General features: G+C 63.1%; 23 protein-coding genes. 10 read left to right on the top strand and 13 right to left on the bottom strand.

Annotated elements, in window-relative coordinates; all coding sequences use genetic code 11:
• Window positions 1-169: 169 nt before the first annotated feature.
• On the top strand, window positions 170-1,153 hold the full coding sequence (locus AFIDRAFT_RS12545; protein WP_040298400.1) for a TorF family putative porin: 984 nt from the start codon (window positions 170-172) through the stop codon (window positions 1,151-1,153).
• A gap of 64 nt (window positions 1,154-1,217) precedes the next feature.
• Here AFIDRAFT_RS12545 and AFIDRAFT_RS12550 read toward each other — a convergent pair whose 3' ends face one another.
• Window positions 1,218-2,948: an ABC transporter ATP-binding protein/permease gene (locus AFIDRAFT_RS12550; protein WP_009339850.1), complete on the bottom strand. Its 1,731-nt coding sequence runs from the start codon at window positions 2,946-2,948 to the stop codon at window positions 1,218-1,220.
• 316 nt (window positions 2,949-3,264) lie between these two features.
• On the opposite strand from AFIDRAFT_RS12550, the gene AFIDRAFT_RS12555 reads away from it, so the two are divergent.
• Both AFIDRAFT_RS12555 and AFIDRAFT_RS12560 read left to right on the top strand, forming a co-directional pair.
• On the top strand, window positions 3,265-4,926 hold the full coding sequence (locus AFIDRAFT_RS12555) for an L-lactate permease (protein ID WP_009339851.1): 1,662 nt from the start codon (window positions 3,265-3,267) through the stop codon (window positions 4,924-4,926).
• A 139-nt stretch (window positions 4,927-5,065) separates the two neighbouring features.
• Complete coding sequence (locus AFIDRAFT_RS12560) at window positions 5,066-5,464, top strand: META domain-containing protein (RefSeq protein ID WP_009339852.1); 399 nt, start codon at window positions 5,066-5,068, stop codon at window positions 5,462-5,464.
• A gap of 21 nt (window positions 5,465-5,485) precedes the next feature.
• Here the strand turns inward: AFIDRAFT_RS12560 and AFIDRAFT_RS12565 are convergent, their stop codons facing one another.
• From AFIDRAFT_RS12565 to AFIDRAFT_RS12580, 4 genes are all read right to left on the bottom strand, one after another.
• Window positions 5,486-7,021: a phytoene desaturase family protein gene (locus AFIDRAFT_RS12565; protein WP_009339853.1), complete on the bottom strand. Its 1,536-nt coding sequence runs from the start codon at window positions 7,019-7,021 to the stop codon at window positions 5,486-5,488.
• A 37-nt stretch (window positions 7,022-7,058) separates the two neighbouring features.
• Window positions 7,059-8,270: a hypothetical protein gene (locus tag AFIDRAFT_RS12570; RefSeq protein WP_009339854.1), complete on the bottom strand. Its 1,212-nt coding sequence runs from the start codon at window positions 8,268-8,270 to the stop codon at window positions 7,059-7,061.
• A gap of 241 nt (window positions 8,271-8,511) precedes the next feature.
• A complete protein-coding gene (gene groL, locus AFIDRAFT_RS12575) occupies window positions 8,512-10,164 on the bottom strand; it encodes a chaperonin GroEL (protein WP_009339855.1) in 1,653 nt (550 codons plus the stop codon).
• Window positions 10,165-10,215: 51 nt separating this feature from the next.
• On the bottom strand, window positions 10,216-10,512 hold the full coding sequence (locus AFIDRAFT_RS12580; protein WP_009339856.1) for a co-chaperone GroES: 297 nt from the start codon (window positions 10,510-10,512) through the stop codon (window positions 10,216-10,218).
• A gap of 285 nt (window positions 10,513-10,797) precedes the next feature.
• Here AFIDRAFT_RS12580 and AFIDRAFT_RS12585 point away from each other — a divergent pair, with 285 nt between their 5' ends.
• On the top strand, window positions 10,798-11,298 hold the full coding sequence (locus tag AFIDRAFT_RS12585) for a hypothetical protein (protein WP_009339857.1): 501 nt from the start codon (window positions 10,798-10,800) through the stop codon (window positions 11,296-11,298).
• Window positions 11,299-11,356: 58 nt separating this feature from the next.
• Window positions 11,357-12,559 (top strand): MFS transporter, encoded by a 1,203-nt coding sequence (locus AFIDRAFT_RS12590; RefSeq protein ID WP_009339858.1) that lies wholly within the window; start codon window positions 11,357-11,359, stop codon window positions 12,557-12,559.
• Between the two features lie 56 nt (window positions 12,560-12,615).
• Here AFIDRAFT_RS12590 and AFIDRAFT_RS12595 read toward each other — a convergent pair whose 3' ends face one another.
• Window positions 12,616-13,383, bottom strand: coding sequence for a protein phosphatase CheZ (locus AFIDRAFT_RS12595; protein WP_009339859.1), 768 nt, complete (start codon window positions 13,381-13,383; stop codon window positions 12,616-12,618).
• A gap of 296 nt (window positions 13,384-13,679) precedes the next feature.
• On the opposite strand from AFIDRAFT_RS12595, the gene AFIDRAFT_RS12600 reads away from it, so the two are divergent.
• The gene (locus AFIDRAFT_RS12600) at window positions 13,680-14,429 is read left to right on the top strand and encodes a L,D-transpeptidase (protein ID WP_009339860.1); all 750 of its coding nucleotides are present in this window, start codon (window positions 13,680-13,682) and stop codon (window positions 14,427-14,429) included.
• A gap of 77 nt (window positions 14,430-14,506) precedes the next feature.
• Here AFIDRAFT_RS12600 and AFIDRAFT_RS12605 read toward each other — a convergent pair whose 3' ends face one another.
• The 6 genes from AFIDRAFT_RS12605 to AFIDRAFT_RS12630 all read right to left on the bottom strand — a co-directional run bounded on the left by AFIDRAFT_RS12605 (window position 14,507) and on the right by AFIDRAFT_RS12630 (window position 20,362).
• Entirely contained in the window at window positions 14,507-15,319 is an 813-nt protein-coding gene (locus AFIDRAFT_RS12605; RefSeq protein ID WP_009339861.1) for a DUF2076 domain-containing protein, read from the bottom strand.
• A 123-nt stretch (window positions 15,320-15,442) separates the two neighbouring features.
• Window positions 15,443-16,276, bottom strand: coding sequence for a ChbG/HpnK family deacetylase (locus AFIDRAFT_RS12610; protein WP_009339862.1), 834 nt, complete (start codon window positions 16,274-16,276; stop codon window positions 15,443-15,445).
• Window positions 16,273-17,328, bottom strand: coding sequence for a glycosyltransferase family 2 protein (locus AFIDRAFT_RS12615; RefSeq protein WP_009339863.1), 1,056 nt, complete (start codon window positions 17,326-17,328; stop codon window positions 16,273-16,275). The genes AFIDRAFT_RS12610 and AFIDRAFT_RS12615 overlap by 4 nt, the downstream gene beginning before the upstream one ends.
• Before the next feature lie 73 nt (window positions 17,329-17,401).
• Window positions 17,402-18,379 carry an ATP phosphoribosyltransferase gene (gene hisG, locus AFIDRAFT_RS12620; protein WP_009339864.1) on the bottom strand — a complete coding sequence of 326 codons (978 nt, stop codon included), beginning with the start codon at window positions 18,377-18,379 and terminating at the stop codon, window positions 17,402-17,404.
• On the bottom strand, window positions 18,376-19,515 hold the full coding sequence (locus AFIDRAFT_RS12625) for an ATP phosphoribosyltransferase regulatory subunit (RefSeq protein WP_009339865.1): 1,140 nt from the start codon (window positions 19,513-19,515) through the stop codon (window positions 18,376-18,378). Before AFIDRAFT_RS12625 ends, hisG begins: the two co-directional genes overlap by 4 nt.
• 79 nt (window positions 19,516-19,594) lie before the next feature.
• On the bottom strand, window positions 19,595-20,362 hold the full coding sequence (locus AFIDRAFT_RS12630) for a 16S rRNA (uracil(1498)-N(3))-methyltransferase (protein ID WP_009339866.1): 768 nt from the start codon (window positions 20,360-20,362) through the stop codon (window positions 19,595-19,597).
• A 172-nt stretch (window positions 20,363-20,534) separates the two neighbouring features.
• On the opposite strand from AFIDRAFT_RS12630, the gene AFIDRAFT_RS12635 reads away from it, so the two are divergent.
• Together AFIDRAFT_RS12635 and ubiA are read left to right on the top strand one after the other, a co-directional pair.
• Window positions 20,535-21,245 (top strand): hypothetical protein, encoded by a 711-nt coding sequence (locus tag AFIDRAFT_RS12635; RefSeq protein ID WP_009339867.1) that lies wholly within the window; start codon window positions 20,535-20,537, stop codon window positions 21,243-21,245.
• A gap of 39 nt (window positions 21,246-21,284) precedes the next feature.
• On the top strand, window positions 21,285-22,220 hold the full coding sequence (ubiA, locus tag AFIDRAFT_RS12640; protein WP_009339868.1) for a 4-hydroxybenzoate octaprenyltransferase: 936 nt from the start codon (window positions 21,285-21,287) through the stop codon (window positions 22,218-22,220).
• Window positions 22,221-22,234: 14 nt separating this feature from the next.
• Here ubiA and AFIDRAFT_RS12645 read toward each other — a convergent pair whose 3' ends face one another.
• Window positions 22,235-22,768 carry a DUF6101 family protein gene (locus AFIDRAFT_RS12645; protein WP_009339869.1) on the bottom strand — a complete coding sequence of 178 codons (534 nt, stop codon included), beginning with the start codon at window positions 22,766-22,768 and terminating at the stop codon, window positions 22,235-22,237.
• A gap of 270 nt (window positions 22,769-23,038) precedes the next feature.
• On the opposite strand from AFIDRAFT_RS12645, the gene AFIDRAFT_RS12650 reads away from it, so the two are divergent.
• Complete coding sequence (locus AFIDRAFT_RS12650; protein ID WP_009339870.1) at window positions 23,039-24,460, top strand: TldD/PmbA family protein; 1,422 nt, start codon at window positions 23,039-23,041, stop codon at window positions 24,458-24,460.
• Window positions 24,461-24,500: 40 nt separating this feature from the next.
• Entirely contained in the window at window positions 24,501-25,265 is a 765-nt protein-coding gene (locus AFIDRAFT_RS12655; protein ID WP_040298449.1) for a 3'(2'),5'-bisphosphate nucleotidase CysQ, read from the top strand.
• The last annotated feature ends 28 nt before the right edge of the window (window positions 25,266-25,293 follow it).

Here is a 25,293-nt window from a genome sequence, read left to right on the forward strand (position 1 = left end):
AGAGAGAGCGGCCTTGATGGCGGAATCGCCTAATAAGGCAGCAATTGCCCGGCATTTTTGCTTTCCCCTTTTCATGCTGCTTCGCACATTGGCCCCACGAAAGACGTTCGTTCTCAATGCCCGCCACTCCGGTTACCGGCCATGGCGGGCTTCAACGGTGGGGGTAGTTATGAAATCGGTTCTTCCAGCCGCGGCTGCGGTTGTAGTTAGTCTTCTCGGAGCGCAGGCGGCGGTCGCGGCCGATCTTCCGGTCAAGGCCTTGAAGGCTCCGGCGGTGGCGGCGTTCGATCCGTGGGACATCGCCTTTGGTGCGGGCGTCATGAACGATTACGTCTTCCGCGGCATCACGCAGTCCAATCACAAGCCGTCGGTCACCGCCTATTTCGAGCCGCGCTATAACGTAACCAAGGACCTGCAGTTCTATGTCGGCTCTTCGTTCGAGAGCATCTCGTTTCCGAACCGAGCGGCGGCCGAGGTCGATATCTACGGCGGTGTCCGCCCGACCTTCGGCGCCCTCGCGCTCGATTTCGGTGTCTGGGGCTACCTCTATCCAGGCGGCACCTGTGTCGGCAACGGCACCGCTGGTTCGTTCGGTGTGGCTGGCTCCTGCGGCTTCGACAACCAGATCGTGCTGGCCAACGGCAACTTCCTGAAGAAGGACGTCTCTTTCTACGAGGTCTACGGCAAGGCGAACTACACCTTCAACGATACCTTCGCGATGGGCGGCAACGTGTTCTACACGCCGAGCTTCCTGAACTCGGGCGCGGAAGGCACCTACGCATCGGTGACCGCCAAGATCACGGCACCGAGTTCGTTCCTGCCGAACGGCATCGGCAGCTATGTCTCCGGTGAGTTCGGCCGCCAGTGGCTCGGCACGTCTGACTCGTTCTACGGCAACATCGATTACAAGGACTACAACACCTGGAACGTTGGTATCGGCTTCACCTACAAGGTGTTCACGCTCGATCTGCGCTATTCCGACACCAACCTCAGCAAGGGTGATTGCAACGCCTTCACCAGCGACTACACCGCCAGCCAGACCGGTTTCATCACGCCGATCAACGCGGCTCCTGGCTTTGGCTCGAAATGGTGCGGTGCGAGCTTCATCGCGAAGCTCTCGGCCGACCTGACGCTGATGAGCAACATCAAGTAAGCTCTCTTCCAAGATCGACTACAGAGGGCGACGGAGCAATCCGCCGCCCTTTTTATTTGTAGTGTCAGCCTGCGGGCGCGGAGGCGGATTGTTCGACGAGCGCGTGATCCGTCACGGCGACATGACGCTGGTGGAAGGCCGCGAGCGTGCTGCGGTGGCCGATCGAGACGACCGTGCTGTCCGGCAGCCGCTGCGCGATCAGGCGATACAGCAAGGCTTCCGTCGCTTCGTCGAGTGAGGCGGTGGCCTCATCCAGCATCAGGAATTGCGGTTTGTGCAGGAGCGCGCGTGCGATTCCGAGCCGTTGCTGCTCGCCGGGCGACAGCGACTGATTCCAGTGCCCGGTTTCGTCGAGTTGGCCTGCGAGTGCGGGCAGGCCGACATCGGCGAGAGCGGCTTCAAGCGTCTCGCGGTCGAAATGACCCGGCATTGCCGGATAGGCGAGCGCGTCCGACAATGGCCCGACCGGAAAATATGGCCGCTGCGGCAGCGACATCAGCGTCGCGCCCGCCGGGATTGAAACCGTGCCCGCGCCGAACGGCCAGGTTCCAGCGATCGCACGGAACAGCGTGGACTTGCCGGAGCCGGAAGGGCCGGTCAGCAGCGTGCGCTGATGGCGGCGCAACGTGAAGTCGCTGGCGACGAGAAGCGGGGTGCCCGTCGGAGAGGCGAGTTGCAGGTTCTTGAGAATGATGCCGTCCGCGCCGCCTTCGGGCGCGAGGCGGATGTTGCCGCGCCGCCGCTCGCGCGCGGTTGCCATCGAATGCTCAAACCCTTCGAGACGGTCGATCACCGCCTGCCATTCGGCCAGTTGCCGGTAGGCGCTGATGAAGAACGACAGCGCGCCCTGGACGCTAAGGAAGGCGGAGGCCGCCTGCATCACGCCGCCGAGCAGGGTCTTGTGTGCGAAATAGGCGGGCGCAACCATCATGTAGGGAAAGATCTGAACGGCCTGCGCATAGCTCTGGGTTACGGCCGTGATCTTCGTGGTGCGGATCATGATGGCGTGCCAGTTGCGGATGATGGCGCCCAGCCGCTCCGACAGCCGCAGATGTTCGGCATCGCCACCCTTGAGCAATGCGATCTGTTCGGAATTTTCCCGCGCGCGCACGAGGTTGAAACGGAAATCGGCCTCATAGCGCTGCTGATGGAAGTCGAGCTTGATCAGCGGTTTGCCGATCAGATGGGTGAGGATCGTACCGCCGATCGCATAGATCAGCGCCGCCCAGACCAGGTAGCCTGGGATGCTGATCGCCGCGCCGAACAGATGGAGGGGAGCCGTCTCCGACAGTCCCCAAAGGATGACGACGAAAGAGACCAGCGTCACCACTGAGTTGAGAAGGCCAAGGCTGAGCGTCAGAAACTGCTCGATGAAGATACGTACGTCCTCGGCGATACGCTGGTCGGGGTTGTCGGCCGGATCGCCTGCAAGCTGCATCCGGTAGTGCGTGGTGTCATCCAGCCATTCGCCGAGATATCGCTCGGTCAGCCATTTGCGCCAGCGGATCTGAAGCCACTGGTTGAGGTAGAGCTGAAGGATCGCAATGACGATGAAGATTGCCGCCACCACGCTGAAGTAGATGATCTCATGAACGAAGACGTCCCACTTATACTCTTGCAGTGCAGTATAAAACCGATTGCGCCACTGGTTGATGAGGACGTCGATCGCCACGGTACCGAGTTCGATGGCGACGATAGCCGCGAGCAGGATGCCGCCGGCCCATTTGTCTTCCGAACGGAAATAGGGGGTCGCCAGCCGCCAGATTGTGGCGAGCGCCGATACGATACGTTTCACGGATAATCTCCTGAAAGGTGGCCGGGTGACGCCACGGGAGAGTGGCGCGGACCGAAGACAGACCCCTGCGTAAAATAAATCACTGAATAAGACTAAAGTTAGGGCCGGGTTCGGTTGCGTTGTCTTGTGCGAAATCCCTTACCGCTTTTAGCATGCGACATAACGGCAAGGCCGGGGAGCACTTCACGAGTTGGCGAGAGATTCCGCTTACTTCTAGCGCCGGCCGCCCAAATTTCTCCCTCAAGATGCCTCGCCTCAGGCTCCGGGCAGTTCGCTTCTCCCGGGGCGACATAACCGCGTGGGGGAGAAGGAATACATGTGGAATCAAGTCTATAATCCATTCAACAATCAGGTCTTATCGACCATAGCGGCGGCGATTCCCGTCGTCACGCTGCTGGTCCTGATCGCATCCAACAAGGTCAAGGTTCACATCGCCGCGATCACCGCCTTGATCGTCGCCAACCTTGTCGCGATCTTCTTCTTCACCATGCCGGCCGGCATGTCGATCCGGGCCTCGCTGCTCGGCGTCGTCACTGGCTTCTTCCCGATCGGCTGGATCGTGCTGAACGTCATCTTCCTCTACCGCCTGACGGTGGAGAAAGGCGTATTCGAGACGCTGCAGAACACCATCGGCGGCGTGACCCGCGACCGGCGCCTGCAGATCCTGCTGATCGCCTTCTCGTTCGGCGCCTTCTTCGAGGGTGCCTCGGGCTTCGGTACCCCGGTCGCGGTGACCGGCGCGATCCTGATCGGCCTCGGCTTTTCGCCGCTCGCCGCCTCGGGCTTGTCGCTGATCGCCAATACCGCCCCAGTTGCCTACGGCGCACTCGGCACGCCGATCGCCGGTCTGTCCAGCGTCACCGGGCTTGATCCGTTCCTGCTCGGCGCGATGGTCGGACGCCAGTTGCCGATCTTCTCGCTGATCGTGCCGTTCTGGGTGGTCTGGGCGTTCGCCGGGTTCAAAGGCATGAAGGAAGTCTGGCCGGCCATTCTGGTGACCGGCATTTCCTTCGCCGTCCCGCAATTCCTGATCTCGAACTTCGTCAACCCCTGGATCGTCGACATCGGCGCCTCGCTGATCTCGATGGGGGCGCTGATCCTGTTCCTGAAGGTCTGGCATCCGAAGACCATCTGGACCTCGGCGACGCTGGGAGCTCACGATGAATCCTCCGGCACCATGGCGCCGGTCGTTCAGAGCACGGTGAAGCCGACCCGCGAGGAAGTGTGGAAGTCGCTGCTGCCGTGGATCATCGTCTGTATCGTGCTGCTGATCTGGGGCACCGACCACTTCAAGAACGCCGTCAATTCCTGGGCGACGTGGAAGTACGCGGTTCCTGATCTCGACAAGATGATCATGAAGGTCGCGCCGATTGTGGCGAAGCCCACGCCGGAAGGTGCCGTGTTTGCCTTCACGTGGCTGTCCTACACCGGCTCCGGCATGCTGATCGCCGCTATCATCTCGGGCTTCCTGATGGGGTATTCCCCGCTCGGGCTGATCCGGGTCTATGGCAAGACCATCAAGCTGTGCGCCTACTCGCTGATCACGATCTCGGCGATGCTGGCGATCGGCACGTTGACCCGTCTGTCCGGCATCGACGCCACGCTCGGCCTCGCCTTTGCCGCGACCGGCGTGCTGTATCCGTTCTTCGGCACCTTGCTCGGCTGGTTGGGCGTGGCGCTGACAGGTTCGGACACCGCATCGAACGTGTTGTTCGGCAACCTGCAGAAGATCACCTCCGAACAGCTTGGTCTGTCTCCGATCCTGATGAGTGCCGCGAACTCCTCGGGTGGCGTCATGGGTAAGATGATCGATGCTCAGTCGATCGTGGTGGCATCCACCGCGACCAACTGGTACGGCCACGAAGGCTCGATCCTGCGCTTCGTGTTCAAGCATTCGATCACGCTGGCCTGCCTTGTCGGCCTGTTCGTGATGCTGCAGGCTTACGTCCATCCGTTCTCGGCGATGGTCATCAAGTAAGCGCTGTATTCCAAACGAGAAATCCCCGCGGCTTGCCGCGGGGATTTTTTGTTGACGGCGTGCTGGTGCGGTGCTTCGCCCCTCGCCATTGTCACAATTCGCTTCTAGACATCTCCTGCCCATCACGACGGAAATCGGAATGCTGGACTACAAACCCATGATGCTGGCCGCATTTGCGGCATTGATGCTGACGACGCTACCCGCGCGGGCACAGGAATTTCCTTTCGGCCTTGAGATGACCCTCGATGCGCCGCAAATGGCGGGTGCGCGCCGCCTGCCGACGCTCGAGATCGGCGAGAACGGCGAGGCCAAACTCGATCTGTGGTGCAAGTCCGGCCGCGGCCAATTCTCGGTGGCCGGTGACACGGTGATTTTCATGCCGGGCACGATCGCCGATAACAGCTGTACGCCGTCCCTGGCGCAGGCCGATGACGCGCTGATCGCCAATCTCGGCGCCGCCGCGAACTGGAAGCGTCAGGGAGACGCCATCTCCTTCATCGGTCCGACGACGCTGCGTTTCCGCGTCAATTCGAACTGACGCAGGCTTCGGCAACGCCGCTTACGTGTCCCGCAGGATCATATCGGCGCATTCGCCTGCAGCCTGGATGACACCGCTGTATCCGCCGAATCCGGCATAGGCGGAAGCAAGGTAGAGTCCCTGAAGGGGCGTGGCCGGGCTGCGCCTGGGCCCGCTGAACAACGAGCGCGGCGGTGTCGGCGCGAAACCATAGACTGCGCCGCCCGGAGAGCCGAGATATTGCCGCACCGAGTACGCCGTGTTGAACGACGATGCCACGATGGATTGGGCCAATCCCGGAAAATGCCGGTCGAGATAGGCGACGATCGCGTTCTGCCAGCGCGCGCGCTTGGCGCGGTAGCCATCCTGATCGAGACCTTCCCAGTTCGAGAGCGTGTCCGGTGCGATGATCGACAGCACATAAGGCGGCGCGGGGATGCCTGACTCGATCGCGGCATAATCGACCATCGCGAGCGGCGGCATCTTCTCGCCCGGCTCGTCTCGCATCAGCGTCGTTGCCTGCGCATAATCTGCCAGCGTTGTCATCCAGTCCGGCAGCAATTGCGTGGAGTAGGCGGTGAAACCGAATGCGCCGGGCGGCTTTGAAAGGCCGAGCGTGAGCGCGAACAGCGAGATCGAGGAAGGCCGCGATTCATAAGGCGCGAGGAAAGGCTTGGCCTGCTTCGGCGGCAGCAGCGCGGCCACCGAGGCGGGCGCGCCATTGCAGACGACGCGCTTACTCTCGACAGTTTTCGGGTCGCTGCCGTCCTTGGCGGTGTGATGGACGCGGAACGTACCGCCGTCCTTTTCGATGGCAGTGACGATGCGGCGCAGGATAGTTTCGCCGCCGGCTTTCTTGATCTCGCGGGCCAGCGCGCTGGAGAGCCGCTGCGATCCGCCATGGATATAGCGCCCGCCGCTGAGCAGCAGGCCGCCTTGCGCCATGGCGAAATAGACCCACCACAGCGTCGCGGGGTCGTCGTGATAATAGCAAAGGTTCGCGGCGAGGGCGCATTTCAGCGCCTCGTTGTTACCGAACGCTTGCTGGAGCTTTTTCGCCAGCGGCAGCTTCCAGTCGCGGATCGCGGGCGCAAGCGACATTAGCGCGCTGTAGATATCGCCGGACCGGCGGGCTGTGGCATCGCCCTGCGTCAGTGCTCCGGCGGCGGAGGCGATCTGCTTCATCTCGCAGAGCAGCCGCGCGATCGCTTCGCGCGCCTCGGGAAAACGGGCGCTCAATGCTTCGCGCGCGCCGTCAAAATTATCCGGCACCAGCAGCGGAGACGATAACGGGCCGCCGCGCACCTCGTAGAGCGCGCCGCCCGGTGACCATTTCAATGTCTCAAGAATGCCCGCGCGCGCCAGCGGAAGATGCTTGGGATCGCGCGGGTCGTGCGGATCGCCGGTTTCGTGCAGCGAGCCCTCGACGAAGAGATCGCCGACCTTGTAGCTCGATGCCGCGCCGCCGACGGAATTGCTTTTCTCGATCACGAGCACTTTGCGGCCCGCGCGCGCCAGCAGCGCGCCGCTGGTCAGGCCGCCGAGACCGGCGCCGACGATGATGATGTCGTATGACATCAGTCCTGAACCGGGTTGCTGCGGGAGATGACGGCCATCATTTCCACGCCGCTTGCTCGGCATCCCAGCGTTGCCCCTTGAGGTCGGCTGCGATGCCCTGCACAAGGCCGTCGTCGTCGGTGTAGGTGCTTTCGGTTTCGTCGCCGGTCGAGGAATCCGCGAAGTTCAAATGCGGGCCGGCGGTTTCATCGCGCGTCGTCGTCGCCGGCACGCCGAGCCAGATCACCAGCCGGTCGGCATTGCCCGGCTTTTCGGGCCCGACCAGCGCCGACACTTCCAGCGTGTCGGTGAGGTTCAGTGCGGGCACGAGGGTGTTGGGGCGTTTCATCGTGATCGTCAGCTCGCCCGTGGTGTCGCTCCATTTGGTGCTGGCGGCTTGCGCCTTGAGGATTTTCGAGGCGCTGGCCGCGAGCGCGGAGGCCAAGTGGTCGCGGTCGAGTTTGCCGTCCTTGCGCCAGTCGGCGGCGGGAATCCGGATGGCGCGCTCGGTATCGTAACTGCCGGTGGTCCAGCCTGCGGCGATCACGCCCGGCGCAGTCTTTAAGCGCGCGAGGAGGGCGCCCGCGCGCTGCGGATCGACATCGAAGCGCACGAGCTGCGTGCCGGTGCGCAGTGCCGCGCAGTCGGTGGAGAGGCTGTCGAGCGACAGCTCGATATCGTCGTTGCGCAGGCTTTTCAGAAGATCGGCGAAATTCTCACGCTTGACCCTGAGGGCAAGCGATTGCGGCGACAGCTCGGTGAAGTCCGCCGGGTTCGCGGTGATGCTGTCGTCTGTGTTCTGAGCGGCCTCGAACTCCCGCTGATCGGAATCGGTGTTGTCGGTCGAGGTGACCTCGGACGTCTTGTCGCCGATCGTGATCTTGCCCTGGAAAGTGATGGCCCTGTTCTCGGGCTTGCGCGTCAGGTTGACGGTGACAGGCAGTTTTTCCTCGGTGGTCTGGCCGGTGCCGCTCAGCTTCTGGCCGTCGGCTTTCAGTTCGATGGCGAAGCGATCCTTGTGCTCGGAGCCGATCGAGGCCGAATAGCAGACATCGAGCACGGTCGAGGTGATCTTGCCGCCGTCGTGGATCTCGCGGATGAAGGCATCGACGGGCAAATCGCCGAGAATGTCGCCAAGCCCGGTGAAGTAGCGCACCTCGCCGCCAACAAGCGGGCTTTTCGCGGGCGTCTTGGCCGTCTGCGCCATCGCAAAAGGACTCGCGGCAATGCCGAGGATGAGGGCCGAGCAGGCAACGGTCGAAAATCGCATCAGGGGGCATCCTGCGTGAAGCGGGGAACGTCCATCGAAACAAGCGGGGCGACCATAGACGCTTATCTGTATGATTTGAACGCCATCTCATTGCCGGAATAGCGTTTTCCTCGTTTCAGGCGGTTGAGGGGCGGGTATTATTTGCCGCAAGCGCCGCTGTGCCCGCCGTTAAAGTATCGGCAACAAAAAAGCCGCCCGAAGGCGGCTTTTCGTTTTCTTCGAGAGAAGTGCGGGCGAGAGCTTAGAAGCCCATGCCGCCCATTCCTCCCATGCCGCCCATTCCGCCGCCACCCGGCATCGCCGGCGCGGATTCCTTGGGCAGTTCGGCAACCATAGCTTCGGTGGTCACCAACAGGCCCGCGACGGATGCAGCGTCCTGAAGCGCGGTGCGCACCACCTTGGCGGGGTCGATGATGCCCTTGGCGACCATGTCGACATACTCTTCGTTCTGGGCGTCGAAGCCGAAGGTCTCGGTCTTGTTCTCGAGAATCTTGCCGACCACGATCGAGCCCTCGACACCGGCGTTCTCCGCGATCTGACGGATCGGGGCTTCCAGCGCCTTCAGCACGATATTGATGCCGGCCTGAACATCGGAGTTGTCATTGTTGATGCGGCCGACCGCCTTCTTGGCGCGCAGCAGCGCGGTGCCGCCGCCCGGCACGATGCCTTCCTGAACGGCCGCGCGGGTTGCGTTGAGTGCGTCCTCAACGCGATCCTTCTTCTCCTTGACCTCGATCTCGGTCGCGCCGCCGACGCGGATCACCGCGACGCCGCCCGCGAGCTTGGCAAGACGCTCCTGCAGCTTCTCGCGGTCGTAGTCCGAGGTGGTCTCCTCGATCTGCGCCTTGATCTGGTTGACGCGGGCCTCGATGTCCGCCTTCTTGCCCGCACCTCCGACGATGGTGGTGTTCTCCTTGTCGATCACCGCCTTCTTGGCGCGGCCGAGCTGCTTGAGCGTGACGTTCTCAAGCTTCATGCCGAGATCTTCGGAAATGAGCTGGCCGCCGGTGAGGATCGCGATGTCCTCGAGCATTGCCTTGCGGCGATCGCCGAAGCCCGGCGCCTTGACGGCCGCGACCTTCAGGCCGCCGCGCAGGCGGTTGACGACGAGGGTGGCGAGTGCCTCTCCCTCAATGTCCTCGGCGACGATCAGGAGCGGCTTGCCCGACTGCACCACGGCTTCCAGCACGGGCAACATCGCCTGCAGGCCGGTGAGCTTCTTCTCGTGCAGCAGGATGTAGGCGTCATCGAGCTCGGCGGTCATCTTCTCGGCATTGGTGACGAAGTAGGGCGAGAGATAGCCGCGATCGAATTTCATGCCTTCGACGATATCGACTTCGGTGTCGAGGGACTTCGCTTCCTCGACGGTGATGACGCCCTCATTGCCGACCTTCTGCATCGCCTTGGCGATCATTGAGCCGATGGTGGAATCGCCGTTGGCCGAAATGGTGCCCACCTGGGCGACTTCGGAGGACGAAGCGACCGGCTTGGCGCGCTTCTCGATGTCCTTGATGACGGCGGCGACGGCGATGTCGATGCCGCGCTTGAGGTCCATCGGGTTCATGCCGGCGGCAACCGACTTCGCGCCTTCCCGCACGATCGCCTGGGCAAGCACGGTGGCGGTGGTGGTGCCGTCACCGGCGAGGTCATTGGTCCTGGAGGCGACTTCGCGCAGCATCTGTGCGCCCATGTTCTCGAACTTGTCCTCGAGTTCGATTTCCTTGGCGACAGTCACGCCATCCTTGGTGATGCGGGGTGCGCCGAAGCTTTTGTCGATCACGACGTTGCGGCCCTTGGGACCGAGCGTGACCTTCACCGCGTTGGCGAGAATGTCGACGCCGCGCAGCATGCGTTCGCGCGCGTCGCCCGAGAATTTTACGTCCTTGGCAGCCATGAGAAATTACTCCGAATTGAGATGTCTTGAATGATGTCGGGAGAGGCTGCTTCAGCCCAGCACGCCCAGGATGTCGGATTCCTTCATAATCAGGAGGTCTTCGCCATCGAGCTTGACTTCGGTGCCGGACCACTTGCCGAACAGCACGCGGTTGCCGACCTTGAGGTCCATCGGGATCAGCTTGCCGCTCTCGTCGCGTCCGCCCGGACCGACAGCGACTACCTGACCTTCGGAGGGCTTTTCCTTGGCGTTGTCGGGAATGATGATGCCGCCCTTGGTCTTCGCTTCGGCGTCGATGCGCTTGACGACGACGCGATCGTGCAGCGGACGGAACGTGGTCTTGGCCATGGTGATGGTCCTTCGCGTTGGTTTCAGTTTGGGGATTGATCGGAGCGGACAGGCCGCCCTTGAACGAGACTGGCAGTCCCATTTTGGGAGTGCTAACGGTGTTGCCGTGGGGAAATATGGGCTGGCGCTTTTCCTGTCAAGCAAACGCCGCTGGCTTAAGACCTTGGTGAGGTCATTATATGATGCTCGAAGGCCATCATCCGCGTTCGAACAACAGGCTTTGAGAGAACGCCGCCGCTTGCCAGGCTGGCAAACGTGGTTCATGAAGTCTGTCGAGGAGAATCTATGGTCAGTCTGCGCACCGCTTCGAAATTAGCGATGATTTCGCTTCTTGCCGCTGGTATCGGCGGTTGCAGCACTTTCAACCTCAATGGCAACAATACGCCGGTCGCCCAGGAGCCGGCAGTGGAGCCGGAGATTCCCGCCACCATCCGTGCCGATGAGCTGGTTGGCCGCTGGGGCCTTGCCGCCTATCACAAGCCGGAAGACCGTGTACGTACCGAGAATGCGGCGCGCGGACAGTGCAAGCAGCCTTACGTGATCGGCAAGGGGCCGACCGGAGGCGTCATCATGCATCTGGCCGACGAGGCGACCCCGCAGGAGCTGCGGGTCAAGGGCAGCCGGAGCGGCAAGAACTACATTGGGCCCGCAGGCCCGCCAGGTGGTCCGCAGGATCGCGAGATTGTCTCCTTCGACGGCCGTGTGCTGACCACGCGCTTCATCGATCCGGATGCTGCGACGCGATACGGCACCATGGTCTATGTGCGCTGCGCGCCGCGCGCATAGAAAAGCTGCGCGGGCTGCTCTTCTTTAATCCGCGAATCCTGACATTAATGCCGGTGATATGAACCCTTTTGCCGGACCGGCCGCGCTGATCGCAGGGCCTCATCGCGCGGTGGCGGTGCTGTGCGTTACCCAGATTCTGGGCTGGGGCGCGCTGTTCTATCCCCCCGCTCTCACCATGACCTATATCGCGGATGCCCACGGCTGGTCGCTGCCGCTGGCACTGTCCGGGTTTTCCGTCGCGCTCGGCACATCCGGCCTGTGCGCGCCCTATGCCTGCGGCCTGATCGACAAGCGCGGCGGTAATCTGGTGATGTCCGCCGGCGCGCTGATCGGAGCCGCCGGATTGCTGCTGTTGCCGCTGGCGCCCAATTACCCGATCTACCTGCTGGCCTGGATCCTGATCGGGATCGCCATCGCATCCTGCCTTTACGATCCCGCTTTCACCACGCTCACGCGAATCTATGGCATGGCCTCTCGCGGGCCGATCACGGTCGTGACCTTTTCCGGTGGACTGGCCTCCACCGTCGGCTGGCCGCTGATGCATTTCCTGATCGAACATTTCGGCTGGGAGAGCGTGTTCTTCACCTGGGCCGGGGTGCTCGCATTCCTGATCGCGCCGCTGCACTGGTTTGTGCTGCCGAGGCGTAAGGCACAGGTGACGGCGCCGGCGGTGGCGGCCGATGAGCCGGTTGCGAAGAAGCGATTTGTCCAGCCGCACGGCTGGCCTTTCATTCTGATGGCGGCGGGTTTCGCGGGCCATGCCTTCGCGCTGTCAGGCACAACGACACACCTTTTGCCGATTCTGCAGCGTGGCGGAATCGATCCCGGGCTTGCCGTCACGATCGGCGCGATGTTCGGCCCCGCCCAGATCGTGACGCGCTTTGCGGATTTCGCCAGCAAGGGGCGGCTGCATCCGGTCTGGGTGGCGCGCATCTCGATGGGCACCATGGCGGTCGCTTTCGCGATCCTGTCGGTTGCCGGCATCGAGACGTTGCATGCCATGATTTTCGCGATTTTGTTTGGCGCGGCCAACGGCGTGATGACGATCGCGCGCGGAGCATTGCCGCTCGCGACATTCGGTCCGATGGGATATGGCCGCGTGGTCGGGCGAATTTCACGGCCGGGCCAGATCATGCAGGCGCTTGCGCCGTTCATTCTGGCCTTCGTGATCGACCGCTGGTCGGATCAGGCGGCGCTCGACATCATGATCGGGACGATTGCGCTGGCGCTGCTTTGCTTTTCCATGTTGCGGCGGGTGTGAGGCAAAACAAAAACGCCCCCGCGAAGCGGGGGCGTTGAGAATGGGTTGGCGGCTTTTTAGTTGAACAGCGCGTCGATATCGTTCTGCGAGGCGTGGCCCTCGTCGCCGTCGAGCTTCGGCCCGTTGAGCAACTTGGCATCGCCTTCGCGGGTGTCGAGAATGGCCGGTGCATGCGCCTTGATGGCATCGACGCCACCCCAGATCTCCATCATGACGTTGATGTGATGCTCGATGAATTTCATCGTGTTCATCACCTTGCTGATGCGCTGGCCGGTGAGGTCCTGGAAATTGCAGGCCTCGAAGATGCTGATGACGCGCTCGGAGATGTCGGCGACCATGCGCTCCTGCTGATCGGCTGAAGTGCCCTTGGCGAGCGCGGAGGCCGCCTGGTCGATGGCTTCCGCTGCCGCAAGGATCTGATCGGTGGCTTCTTCGGTGCCGCCGACGATGGCGCCGAGTTCGCCCGTGACCTTGGACATCTCGTCGCCGCTGAAGCTCGTGCCGTGCAGCACGGCGATTTCTTCCTTGGTGCGGTTGATCGCCTCGTGAATGAGATCGAGTTCGACCTTCAGCTTCTCGCACTGGGCGATCTGCGCGCGATAGGATTCGAGCGCCGCCTTGGCGTTGGCTTCTTCCTGCGCGAAGTTGGTGGTGTCTTCGGTCTTGGCGCGGGAGCCCAAGGTGATCCGGCCCATTTGTTCGCGGATAACACGCAGCTCCGTCATGATGCGCTCATGCATCTGATCGGACCCTGCTTCGTTCAATTCCGGCATGGCGCCGAACTGCAATTCTTCGATGCGGAAACGCTTACGCTGAGCAGTCATTGGAATTCTTCCCCAACCTCAATGCGCAAGTGTGTAGCGGGCCGCTATTTAACGCCCGGTTCATGGGTATCTTTGTGCCTCGGAAAATATTCTGAACATGCTCAACGGCAATTAACCATGGTGCCGCCTCTTTCATTAAAAATAAACGCTGTTGGAAGGAACGCGGGTGGCCGCGCAATGTGGTGAATCGAAACGCAGCTTTCGTTTACCAAAACTTCCGCGATTGCGCCGTTACATCGGAACGCGCGGCGTCGTGTCGCCCGCATGATCCGTGACGAACAGTACAGAGTACGTCCATGTCCGCAAAAATCCGCCTCGCGCTCGTTGCCGGCGCATGCCTGATCGGCATGAGCTATCCCGCGTTCGCCCAGAATGCCGATTCCCAAGTCTACTATACGTCGCAGGCCGGCTACGCTCCGCAGCCACAGCGTGTCGCCTACCAGCAGCCTGCCAACAATATGGGTGGCGGCTTCATCCAGTTTCTGTTCGGTGGCGGCGAGCAGGCCGCGCCTGTGTACCGGCAGATGCCCGAAGATCAGTACGACCCGCGCCAGCGCGGCTATCAGCAGGAACGTGCGGTGGAGGCGGCGCAGCCTGGCTTCGATCCGCGCTATGAAAAGCAGGTGGTCGACTACAACGGCAAGGAAGCACCCGGCACGCTAGTGATCGATACGCCGAACAAGTTTCTCTATCTGGTGCAGGACAACGGCCGGGCGCTGCGTTACGGCGTTGGCGTCGGCAAGCCGGGCTTCATGTGGTCCGGCGTGAAGACGATCTCCGCCAAGCGCGAGTGGCCGGATTGGACGCCGCCTGCGGAAATGCTCAAGCGCCGTCCCGATCTGCCGCGCCACATGGAAGGCGGGCCGGAAAACCCGCTCGGCGCCCGCGCGATGTATCTCGGCTCTTCGCTGTATCGTATCCATGGCTCCAACGAACCGTGGACGATCGGCACCAACGTCTCCTCGGGCTGCATCCGCATGCGCAACGAGGACGTCATCGATCTCTACGGCCGCGTCAAGGTCGGCACGCGCGTCGTCGTGCTCTGATCGATTTCGCTCATAAATTGAAAACGGCCGCTGTCGCAGCGGCCGTTTTTTATTTGGGGGTACGTGACGCTTAAGAGTTACGCGAAATCGCTGTCGTCGGAACCGAAGTCGCCGTCGTCGAAATCGCCGTCATCATCGTCCTGATCTTGGTCCTGATCCTGATCGTCATCGCGGTCCTGCTGGGCATCCTGCGCCTGGTCGGCAAAACTCTGGCGGCGATCCTCGATCCCACCACTGTTACTTTTGCCGATGTCGTTGATGCCGGCGTCGCGCGCGAGGGAGTCATTGTTATTGCCGCCGCCGCCCCACGGACTCGCGGAGCTGCCGCCGAAGCTCTGCTGCTGTCCGCCGCCGAGTCCGCCAAGGCCACGCAGGCTGTTCATCAGGATCGAGCCGCCGATCATACCGGCTGCCGCCGCAGCCGCCGTGCCGAGAAACGACGAACCGCCGCCTTGCTGTGCGCCATAGCCCGGCTGGGCATACCCGCCCGGTGCGCCACGCGGATCGATAGTGCCATCGGCCTGACCAAGCACCTGACCGCTGTTCCACACCGGCCGCGTGTTCGGATTGGAGGGCGGCACGTTCGGCACCGAACCGCGCGAGGCGGTCGTATTCGTGTTCTCGCCGAACAGCGAGCCACGCAGCGAATCCAGAAAGCTGCCCTGATTTTGCGGAGTTTCGCCTGCCTCAAGCTGCTTGATCCGCTCCGCGGCGTGCTTGAGCGCTTCATCCTGTAACAGCGCCGTCTGCACCAGCGCATAGACTGCATTCGGCGCGCGCCGCAAACCGGCCATGATCGCGGATTCCGCCTCGGCATCGCGCGGGGCGGTTTCGAGCCTTTCAAGCCGGCCGAACAGATCGTCGATCAACTGGCGCTCTTGCGGGGTCATCTTCGTCCTCTCCTCGTTGGGCGAGTGATTCTAGGAACGATCTAGGCGGGTTTTGGATCGGCGTAAGCGGGAGCGGAGATTAAATTTCGCCAAGGTGGCGCGCTGCCCTGCGGCAAACTGCCCTTATGCCTTCGCCAGCGAAATGCCAAGTTCATCAAGCAGACGCGGGAAATCGTCGCTGGCAAGATAGGCATGTTCGCGCTCGCGCTGGTCGGTGAGGGGATCGAGCGCCCGCAAGGTCTCGTCGACGAAACCGGGATGACACATCACAAGGCCGCCATCGGGGAGGGTGCTGAGGAAGCCTCGCATCAGGTTGCCGAAGTCGGGCAGGGTGCGGAAATCGTACGCGCCGGCAAAGGCGGGATTGGTGCGAAGACCGCTCGCGGCGCAACGTCTGCGGAAGGTCGCGCTCAACCCATCGAGCAGCATCGCCTTGGGATTGCCGAGTTGCATGGATGTGTGCGTCCGCCCGCATTGCCGCACCCATGCCTCCGGTGCCGCGTCACGCGCGGCACGGATGAATCCCTCGCGGATACCCGGAAACAACTGAACGTGCTGATGACCGTCGAGATAGGCGGGCGGTGTGCCGAACAGTTCGCGAAACAGTGCGATCTGCGCCATCACTTCGGCATAGACGAATTCGGAATCGAGGCGTCGTAACAACGCCATCCGCAAAAGTTTGTTCACCGGCCAGAACATGCCGCCATCGAGCGGGCGAAAGTGCATCGTCAGCGGAGAGAACGGCGCAGTCAGCGTGACATGCAGACCGATTTCGCATCCTTCCGCGGCGACCCGCGAGAGTGCCTCGGCTTCTTCGCGGGTGGCGGCGGGGGCAACCACCATCACCGAGGTGGCGTTGAGGCGGCGGCGTTCGATCAGGTCACGGATGGCACGGTTGACGCCTTCGCTGATGCCGTAATCGTCGGCACAGAGCGTGATGCGGCGCGTTCCGCTCACACCGGGTCTGCCGTATGTGAGGGCGTTTCGGCAGTCTCTGCATGGTCGCTTGTGGTGCGCAGCGACTGCTCGGCGACGAAATAGATCGGCCGCGCCTTCAGCTCGGACAGAATCTTGCCGATATATTCGCCGAGCACGCCGATCACGATCAACTGCACGCCACCCAGCGTCATCATGCCGACGACCAGCGACGGATAGCCCGGCACCGATTTGCCGGTCGTCAGGGTCTCCCACATGATCGACAGGCCGAACAGCAGTGCAAAGAAGGCGATCATCACGCCGAGCAGGCTCGCCACCCGCAGCGGCGCGACCGAGAACGAGGTCAGACCTTCGATTGACAAGCCGAGCAAACGCCTTGTGTTGAAGGTGGTGGTGCCGTAGGCGCGCGGCTCGGGTTCGTAATCGACCCGCATCTGGCGAAAGCCAATCCAGCTTGTGAGGCCTTTGAAGAAGCGGTTGCGCTCCGGCATCATCCGCAAGGCCTGCGCCGCGCGCGGCGACAGCAGGCGGAAGTCACCGGCATCCTCGGGTATTTTCTGACGCGCGCCCCAGTTCACCAGCGAATAGAAATTGTGGACCGCAAAGCGGCGCAACACCGACTCGTTCTGGCGATGGGCCTTGGCGGTGTAGACGACATCATAGCCGCCCTCGATCCAGTGACGCACCAATTGTTCGGCGAGATCCGGCGAGTGCTGGCCATCGCCGTCCATGAACAGCACGGCGCCGAGGCGGGCATGGTCGAGGCCCGCCATCAGCGCGGCCTCCTTGCCGAAATTGCGCGACAGCGACACCGTCTGCACGTCGAGATGGTCGGCGGGCAGGTCGCGCGCGACCGTCAGCGTGGCGTCGGTCGAGCCGTCGTCGACATAGATGACCTCGCAGGACAGGCCGTAGCGCTGCTTCAGCTTGAGCGCGAACGTGGAGATGCGGTCATGCAGCGCTGCAAGGCCCGGCGCTTCGTTGAGCAATGGCACCACGATGGACAGCCCGCGCACGGTGACGGGAAGTGTCTCGCGAGTGGAAGCTGGAACCTCGGAGCCGGGCATGAACATCAATTCCTCGAAAGAGCCAACCCCGATATGGCGACGGCAAGAAGGTTTCGCCAACGGGCAGTCATGTCGCGTCTCATGTTCCGAGAAAGGCTTCGAGCCGCGAAAACAGCGGATTGTCGCGGGCCATCACGTAATCGAGCGAACCGATGCTGACGGTTTCCGCACCGCGTGCGCGCAGCAGGCTGCCGAGCGCGTAAAGCTGCGCGGGCGGGCAGTGCAACGTCAGGATGCCGGACGATACCGGGCCGCCGAATGGGGCGACGGCGCCGAAACGGTCGTGGATTTCGGTCAGCAGCGCCTCGTCGCAATTCGATAGGCGGGTGCGGACTTCCTTGTATTTCGCGGCACGGGCGCGGGCGGCGATGTGATCGAGGATGACGCGCGCGGTCTCGCGTGCCTCCGCGGTCCAGTCGGCGGCGCGGGACGCGACGAGATTGGCCTGGCTGCGCAACATTGTGCCGTCGTCCAGAACCTTCAGGCCGTTGGCGACAAGTGTTGCGCCGGTGGTGGTGATGTCGACGATCAGTTCGGCCGCGCCGCTCGCAGGTGCGCCTTCGGTCGCACCCGCGCTCTCGACGATGCGATAATCGACGATGCCATGCAGCGCGAAGAAGTGGCGTGTCAGGTTGATGTATTTGGTGGCGACCCGCATGCGGCGGTTGTGCTTGACGCGGAACGAGGTCGCGACGTCGTCGAGGTCGGCCATGGTGCGGACATCGATCCACGCCTGCGGCACGGCGACCACCACGTTGGCGCTGCCGAAGCCGAGAGACTCGATCAGCATCACGCGCTTGTCGGCGTCGGCGATGCTTTCGCGGATCAGATCCTCGCCGGTAATGCCGAGGTGGATTTGTCCGCGTGCAAGCTGGGCTGCGATTTCGCTCGCGGAGAGATAGGCGATCTCGACCTGATCGAGGCCCGCGATGGTGCCACGATAGTCGCGCGCGCCGCGCGGCTTGGCGAGCGCAAGACCTGCGCGAGCGAAGAACGCGTCGGCATTTTCCTGAAGCCTGCCCTTGGAGGGGACGGCGAGAACGAACGGGTTGCTCATGCGGCGTCTCCCGCCTTGGTCAGCGCGTCGATCCAGACAGAGAATCCGACGGCGGGAATGGGAGAGGCCGCACCTAACCGCGTCAGCAGGCCGTCGTAGCGTCCGCCGCCGACCAGCGGCTCGCTGCCATTGTTGCTGCGGCGGATCTCGAACTCGAAGCCGGTGTAGTAGTCGAGGCCGCGCCCGAACGAGGTCGAAAACGCGATCTCGCCGGTGTCGATGCCGCGCGCCGCCATGAAGCCGATACGGCTCTCGAACTCGTCGAGCGCTGCGTTGATATTGATGCCGGCGTCGGCGGTGAGGTTGCGCAATTGCGCCAGCGCCTCGTCGGGCTCGCCCGCAATGGTCAGGAAGCGTTCGATCAGCGTCAGCGTTTCACGCGCCAGCGTGCCGCCCTTCAGGGTCGATTGCTCGAGGAAACGGTCGGCGATCTCCGCCGTCGTGCGGCCGCCGACATTCTCGGTGCCTGCGATCGACATCAGATCGGTGACGAGCGCCAGCGCCGCCTTGCGGTCGGAGCCTGCGAGCGCCGCCAGCACGCCTTCATAGTCGCTCTGGCCCGCGCCCTGCGTCAGGTTCTCGACCTCGGCGGTGATGCTGGTCTTGCGATTGAAGCATTTCACGAGACGGCGTCGCCACACCGGAGCCAGCCTGAGTGCATCGATCAGCGCCATGAACAGCGCCGCGTCGCCAGAGCGGATATCGAGATCGCGGACACCGAAAGCGGAGGTCGCCTCAAGTGCCAGCGCCATCATCTCGGCATCGGCTGCCGTGCGGTCGATGCGTCCGAAGGATTCGACGCCTGCTTGCATGAATTCGCTAGGCTTGCCGCCGCGAAAGCGGAACACAGGGCCGAGATAATAGAAATTTCCCGGCTGGCCGGCGCGGCGCGAGGCAAGATAATCGCGGGCGACAGGGATGGTGAGGTCGGGACGCAGGCACAGGTCCTCACCGTTCGGATCGGTGGTGAGGTACAGGCTCTTGCGGATGTCCTCGCCGGACAGGTCAAGGAACGGCTCGGCCGGCTGCAGGATCGCAGGCGCGGCCTGCTCGTAGCCGGCGCCTGCGAACGCCGACAGCAGGGCATCCGCCCGGGCGGCGGACCCGGTCACGGGCGAGGTGGAAGCGGTATTCATCGGAAAGTCCGTAAACGATCAATTTTGCAGCCGTTTAACACGGTAAGGCCCGGGTTTCGATGGGGAAACTCAAAGTGCCTTAACGGGAATCCGGCCCTCGGGGCTGTCTCCAGTCGCCCAGTGCGGCCTGAACCAGCGCCAGCGCGGCCACGGCGGCGGTATCGGCCCGCAGGATACGCGGGCCGAGGGAGAGGCGCATCAGGCGGGGCTGGCGCAGCAGCAAAGCGCGCTCCTCTTCCGAAAAGCCGCCCTCCGGCCCGACCAGCACGTCGAGGCCTTTTGTCTTGCCTGCCCCCATCCCCAGGGCTGCGAGCGGATCACACTGTGGCGCGGCTTCGTCGCAGAAAATGAGCAGGCGCTGGCCGTCACGCTCCGAAAGGCGGCGCGCGAGCGGCTGTGGCTCATTGATTCCGGGCAGATTGAGGATGCCGCATTGCTCAGCGGCCTCAATCGCGTTGGCGCGCATCCGCTCCGTGTTGACGCGGGAGACTTGCGTGAATTGCGTCAGCGTCGGCGCGAGCAGGCTTGCGCCCATCTCCACAGCCTTCTGCACCATGTAGTCGAGCCGGGCGTGCTTGAGGGGCGCGAATAAGAGATGCAGGTCGCAGGGCGTCTCCTGCGGCCGGGTCTGCTCGGTCAGGGTGAGGTGTTCGGGGCGCTTGCGGCCTTCGATCTGCGCGCGCCATTCGCCGTCATGGCCGTTGAAGACCAGAATGCTGTCACCAGTCCCGAGCCGCAGCACGTTGCCGAGATAGTGGCCCTGCTCGCGTTCGAGCGCGACGCGTCCGCCCGCATCGAGCGGCGCATCCACGAACAGGCGGGGGCTTTTGAAATCGCGCTGCATCATCAAACCGCTGGTGTTTTAGAGCATGGAACTGGGCGAGAAAACCCGCCGAATTGGTCCAAACGGGGTTCAAATGCGCCTAACCGCCGCGCTATTGCCTGATTCGGCGGGTTGTTAAGGCTGACCCGGAATCGTAAAAGCAGGCGCAGGCGAAAGCCGCAGCCGGAGGAATGCCGTGATCTCATCTTGCTTGCCGCGTTGGACATTGGCCGTCGTCTCGGCCTGCGCGCTTGCCTCAGCTGGATCAGCCGCGTCTGCGCAGGTGGCATTCCCGGCGCCGTTGCCGGGGCAAACCGCCGCGCCCGCGCCGCAGAAGGCGAATACGGATGCCTTCCCGCCGATCAGCGGCAATGCGCCAATGAAGCCGATGAACGCGCCGCTCGCGTTTCCGTCTCAGGGCGCGGCGCCGATGGGACAAGGCTTTTCCGCGCCGGCCGGACCTCCACCGGCGGCCAGGCCGGGTGGCGGCAATCAGGCGGATTGCATGAAGGGCTTCACGCCGCTGAAGCAGGAAGCCGAGAAGCGCGCCGAGGTCATCAAGGCTCTCGGCAAGCGCAAGGCGCCCGCGAGCGAGGCTTGCAAGGCGCTCGGCGCGTTCGCGCAGTCCGAAACCAAGATGATCAACTACATCAGGTCCAATTCCCAGCGATGCGGGATTCCCGCGCAGGTCGCCGAACAGATGCAGAAAGGCCACATGGGCACCGAGCAGATGCGCGTGAAGGTCTGTAATGCCGCCGAGCAGCAGGCCCGTGCGCCGCGCGGCGGAGGAGCGATGAGTCTCAGCGAAGCGCTCGGCGCGTCCACGGAATTGCCCGAGGCGAAGCCGACCAAGCGCAATGGCGGCTCCACCTTCGACACCCTGAGCGGCAATGTGCTGGCGCGCTGAGGCATCATTGGCCCGTCGGGCCGAATGGTTTTCTCTCCCATGACGGATTTCAGCGCGCCCGTGGCCGATGCGACGGCGAATTGGGTCGATACCTATGCGCCGCTATGGGCGCGGCCCTATCTGCGGCTGGCGCGGATGGACCGGCCGATTGGGACTTGGTTGCTGCTGATGCCATGCCTGTGGTCGGCAGCACTCGCGGCTGGCGTCGCGGATAATCTCTCTCATCTCCCGTCCACGCTTATTCTGTTCGCCATCGGCGCGCTGGTGATGCGCGGCGCGGGCTGTACCTGGAACGACATCACCGACCGCGATCTCGACGCCAAGGTCGAGCGCACGCGTTCGCGCCCCATTCCTGCGGGGCAGGTGACGGCGAAGCAGGCGGTAGTCTTTCTCGCGCTGCAATTGCTGGTCGGGCTTGGCGTGCTCTTGCAGTTCAACTGGTTCGCGGTGGCGACCGGCATCGCTTCGCTGATTGTGGTTGTGGTCTATCCTTTCATGAAGCGCATCACCTACTGGCCGCAGGCGGTGCTTGGCCTTGCGTTCTCATGGGGCGCGCTGATGGGATTTGCCGTGATCCTGGCGCGGATCGATGCCGCCGCATTATGGCTCTATGCGGGATCGATCGCCTGGGTGATCGGCTACGACACGATCTATGCCCATCAGGACACCGAAGACGACGCGCTGATTGGCGTGAAATCGACAGCGCTTCTGTTCGGGAAGAATACGCGAAGCTGGCTCGCGTTGTTCTATGGGCTGGCTGTGATCCTGATCGGTGCAGCACTGTGGTCGGCGGGCGCGGGCTTGCCGGCATGGCTCGGACTTGCGGTGTTCGCCGCACATCTGGTGTCGCAAATCATCCGCCTGCGCATTGCGGATTCGACGCTGTGTCTGCGTCTGTTTCGCGGTAACCGCGATGCCGGCTTGCTGCTGTTCGCGGGCCTTGTGATCGACGCACTGGTGCGGGCCTGGAGTTAGGCCCGCTTCCTTTTTTAATTCCGGGCGATGATCTCGCGCTCGCCGTGATGCACGGTGGGCTCGGATGCCGGACGCCCCGCCTTGCGCCGCGTGAGAAAACGCGGCCTGCGGATGCGGATGACGTTGTGACGCCGGCGGCGCGGCGCGGGGTCGCCCGCGGCTTCGCCTTCTTCCTCGACTTGCGGCAACGCCAGCACGTCGCTCCAGGCCGACCATTGCCGTTCGATCTCGTCGGCATCGGTGCTCAGAAGCAGCGGCACGGACAAGGACGGATCGCGATGGATCAGCACAAGAGCCTCCGCGTCCTCGGTCTGCCGCCGTGCAATGCCGAGAAATTCTGGCATTCGCAGTTGCAGCGTCATGCGCATGCCGCGCACCATGCGGCGCACCACAACGCGTTCGCGATTGATTTCGATTTGCCGCGATCCGCCGTCGGCGCGGCCGTCGCGCGCCTCAAAACGGGCTGGCAAGGAAAGAGGGTCGAGCCGCAGATCGCGGCTCGACCCGGAAGCGGGTTGAGTCCCGCTTAGTCCGTATTGACGCCTCACGTTCTTGTCTCCCCGCCGGGATTATGTTCCCGGTCGATGCGAGGAGAATGTCAGGCGCGGCTCGGAATTCGCTTAAGAAGGCTGGTTAATCGGATGTTGCGCGCATCGCTTCGATTCGCATGCTTGATAAGAGGTTGGCCGACATGATTGACGAGACCTTGCGCTTTCAAGAAATATTGTAAGTTCTTGCGATGGAATGCTTGCAGTCCGCGTAAAACAGGCACATCTCCATCCCTAACGCGTATCAACCCAAGCGGCAGGATTTCGTTCGTGAACTCTTCACCAAACGCAGTATCTTTGACCTCCCTTTCCCCGAACAACGCCGCTTCGTCCTCATCCGTCTCCGATCTGCTCGATCAGAGCGCGCTCACCGATATTGCGCAACGCCTCGTCGAGGCTGCGAAAAAAGCAGGCGCGGATGCCGCCGATGCGGTGGCAGTGCGCGGCGTGTCGCAAGGTGTCGAAATTCGCGACGGGCGCGTCGAGGAATCGGAGCGCTCCGAGGGTGACGATGTCGGCCTGCGGGTGCTGGTCGGCAAGCGGCAAGCGGTGGTCTCCACCAACGACATCAGCGGCGACAATGTCGCAACGCTCGCCGCGCGCGCGGTGGCGATGGCCAAGGTCGCGCCGGAGGACGCATTCGTGGGTCTTGCCGATCCGGCGTTGCTGGCGAAGGACTTTCCCAATCTCGATCTGCTCGACCGCGACGTGCCTTCGCTCGATGTCCTTGAGCGGCGCGCGCATGAAGCGGAGGAGGCGGCGCTCGCAGTGAAAGGCGTCACCAAATCCAGCGGCGCGTCGGCCTCGTCCGGCATCGGCGGCATGGTTCTTGTGACCAGCACCGGATTTCATGGCGCTTACTTGCGTTCCAGCCAGGGCATCTCGATGACCGCGATCGCCGGCGAGGGCACCGGCATGGAGCGCGATTACGATTTCACCTCCGCCATTCATGGCGCGGACCTCGCATCGCCGCGCGATATCGGGCAGAGCGCAGGCGAGCGCGCCGTCGCCCGCGTCAATCCGCGCAAGGTTAAGACCTGCAAGGCGCCGGTGGTGTTCGATCCGCGCGTGGCGGGATCGCTGATCGGACACCTGATCGGGGCCGCAAATGGCGCGTCCGTCGCGCGCAAGACGAGCTTTCTCAAGGACAAGCTCGGACAGCAATTGTTCGACGGCAGCATCCGCATCATCGACGATCCGCTGCGGGTGCGCGGCCTGCGCTCGCAGACGTTCGATGCGGAAGGCGTGGCGGTGAAGCGGCGCGCGATCGTGGACGAGGGCGTGCTGACCACATGGTTGCTGGATTGCGCGACCGCGCGTGAGCTGGGCATGGCGACGACCGGCCATGCCCATCGCGGCGTCTCGTCGTCGCCGTCGCCCGGTGCCTACAATCTGCACCTCGAGCCCGGTGACGTGACCCCGGAAGAATTAATGTCCGACATCAAGGAAGGTTTCTACATCACCGATCTGATCGGCTCGGGCGTCAATGGCGTCACCGGCGATTACAGCCGCGGCGCTTCGGGATTCTGGATCGAGAACGGCAAGCTCACCTATGCGGTGAGCGAGGTTACGATTGCGGGGCATCTGTTCGATATCTTCAAGTCGATGCGGCCTGCGAACGATCTCGTCTTCAAGTATGGAGTGAACTCGCCGACCGTGCGGATCGAGGGGCTGACGATTGCCGGGCGTTGACGACCATCTTGCGGCCGAGGCGATGCTTCTCGCAGGTACGCTGCGCGAGGCCGGACAGCTTGCGGCCGCAATGTTCGGCACCGACCTGAAAAGCTGGATCAAGGGCGGTTCGTCGCCGGTCTCCGACGCCGACATTGCGGTCAACCATTTTCTTGAAGAACGATTGCGCTCCTTCAATCCCGATTACGGCTGGTTGTCGGAGGAAAGTGCCGACGATCTCGCACGGCTCGACAGGCCCCGCGTCTGGGTGGTCGATCCGATCGACGGCACCCGCGCGTTTCTGAACAAGCGCAAGGATTGGTCGATCAGCGTCGCACTGGTCGAGGATGGAGTTCCCGTGCTCGGATGTGTCTATGCGCCGATGAGCGATGAATTCTATCTGGCCGAGCGCGGCAAGGGCGCGACCCTCAACGCCAGCGCGATCAATGCTGCGCGTGGCACCGACCTTGACCTGACGCGAATCGCCGCGCCGCAGTCGATCCTCGATCGCGTGGCGAAAATCTCAGGCGGCACCGCCGGATATCCGCGGATCGGTTCGCTGGCGCTGCGGATGTGCCGCGTCGCCAATGGGGCCCTCGACGTCGCCTTTGCCGGTGGCCATAGCCGCGACTGGGATATTGCCGCTGCCGACCTGATTATCAGCGAGGCCGGGGGCGCCATGACCGAACTGACCGGCGAAAACCTTCGCTACAACGGTCCCGAAGTGGCCCACGGCATCCTGATGGCGGCGGGCCGGTCCCGGCACCGGCACCTTTTGGAAACCCTTGCCCGCAAGCCGGTTTTTAATGCCAATGCGCCTATTTGAGGCTTGAATTACCGCGCTGGTCCGTGTT

The sequence above is a fragment of the Afipia sp. 1NLS2 genome (assembly GCF_000178995.1).
Classification (GTDB): Bacteria; Pseudomonadota; Alphaproteobacteria; order Rhizobiales; family Xanthobacteraceae; genus Afipia.

What these genes read in the sequence shown, in the direction of transcription:
- ubiA (WP_009339868.1), top strand. Translation starts at nt 21,285, where the DNA reads ATGACGGATTTCAGCGCGCCCGTGGCCGATGCGACGGCGAATTGGGTC.
- AFIDRAFT_RS12570 (WP_009339854.1), bottom strand. Translation starts at nt 8,270, where the DNA reads ATGCGATTTTCGACCGTTGCCTGCTCGGCCCTCATCCTCGGCATTGCC.
- AFIDRAFT_RS12590 (WP_009339858.1), top strand. Translation starts at nt 11,357, where the DNA reads ATGAACCCTTTTGCCGGACCGGCCGCGCTGATCGCAGGGCCTCATCGC.
- AFIDRAFT_RS12560 (WP_009339852.1), top strand. Translation starts at nt 5,066, where the DNA reads ATGCTGGACTACAAACCCATGATGCTGGCCGCATTTGCGGCATTGATG.
- AFIDRAFT_RS12595 (WP_009339859.1), bottom strand. Translation starts at nt 13,383, where the DNA reads ATGACTGCTCAGCGTAAGCGTTTCCGCATCGAAGAATTGCAGTTCGGC.
- AFIDRAFT_RS12585 (WP_009339857.1), top strand. Translation starts at nt 10,798, where the DNA reads ATGGTCAGTCTGCGCACCGCTTCGAAATTAGCGATGATTTCGCTTCTT.
- AFIDRAFT_RS12565 (WP_009339853.1), bottom strand. Translation starts at nt 7,021, where the DNA reads ATGTCATACGACATCATCATCGTCGGCGCCGGTCTCGGCGGCCTGACC.
- groL (WP_009339855.1), bottom strand. Translation starts at nt 10,164, where the DNA reads ATGGCTGCCAAGGACGTAAAATTCTCGGGCGACGCGCGCGAACGCATG.
- AFIDRAFT_RS12605 (WP_009339861.1), bottom strand. Translation starts at nt 15,319, where the DNA reads ATGACCCCGCAAGAGCGCCAGTTGATCGACGATCTGTTCGGCCGGCTT.
- AFIDRAFT_RS12555 (WP_009339851.1), top strand. Translation starts at nt 3,265, where the DNA reads ATGTGGAATCAAGTCTATAATCCATTCAACAATCAGGTCTTATCGACC.
- hisG (WP_009339864.1), bottom strand. Translation starts at nt 18,379, where the DNA reads ATGAGCAACCCGTTCGTTCTCGCCGTCCCCTCCAAGGGCAGGCTTCAG.
- AFIDRAFT_RS12615 (WP_009339863.1), bottom strand. Translation starts at nt 17,328, where the DNA reads ATGTTCATGCCCGGCTCCGAGGTTCCAGCTTCCACTCGCGAGACACTT.
- AFIDRAFT_RS12625 (WP_009339865.1), bottom strand. Translation starts at nt 19,515, where the DNA reads ATGAATACCGCTTCCACCTCGCCCGTGACCGGGTCCGCCGCCCGGGCG.
- AFIDRAFT_RS12545 (WP_040298400.1), top strand. Translation starts at nt 170, where the DNA reads ATGAAATCGGTTCTTCCAGCCGCGGCTGCGGTTGTAGTTAGTCTTCTC.
- AFIDRAFT_RS12580 (WP_009339856.1), bottom strand. Translation starts at nt 10,512, where the DNA reads ATGGCCAAGACCACGTTCCGTCCGCTGCACGATCGCGTCGTCGTCAAG.
- AFIDRAFT_RS12600 (WP_009339860.1), top strand. Translation starts at nt 13,680, where the DNA reads ATGTCCGCAAAAATCCGCCTCGCGCTCGTTGCCGGCGCATGCCTGATC.
- AFIDRAFT_RS12630 (WP_009339866.1), bottom strand. Translation starts at nt 20,362, where the DNA reads ATGATGCAGCGCGATTTCAAAAGCCCCCGCCTGTTCGTGGATGCGCCG.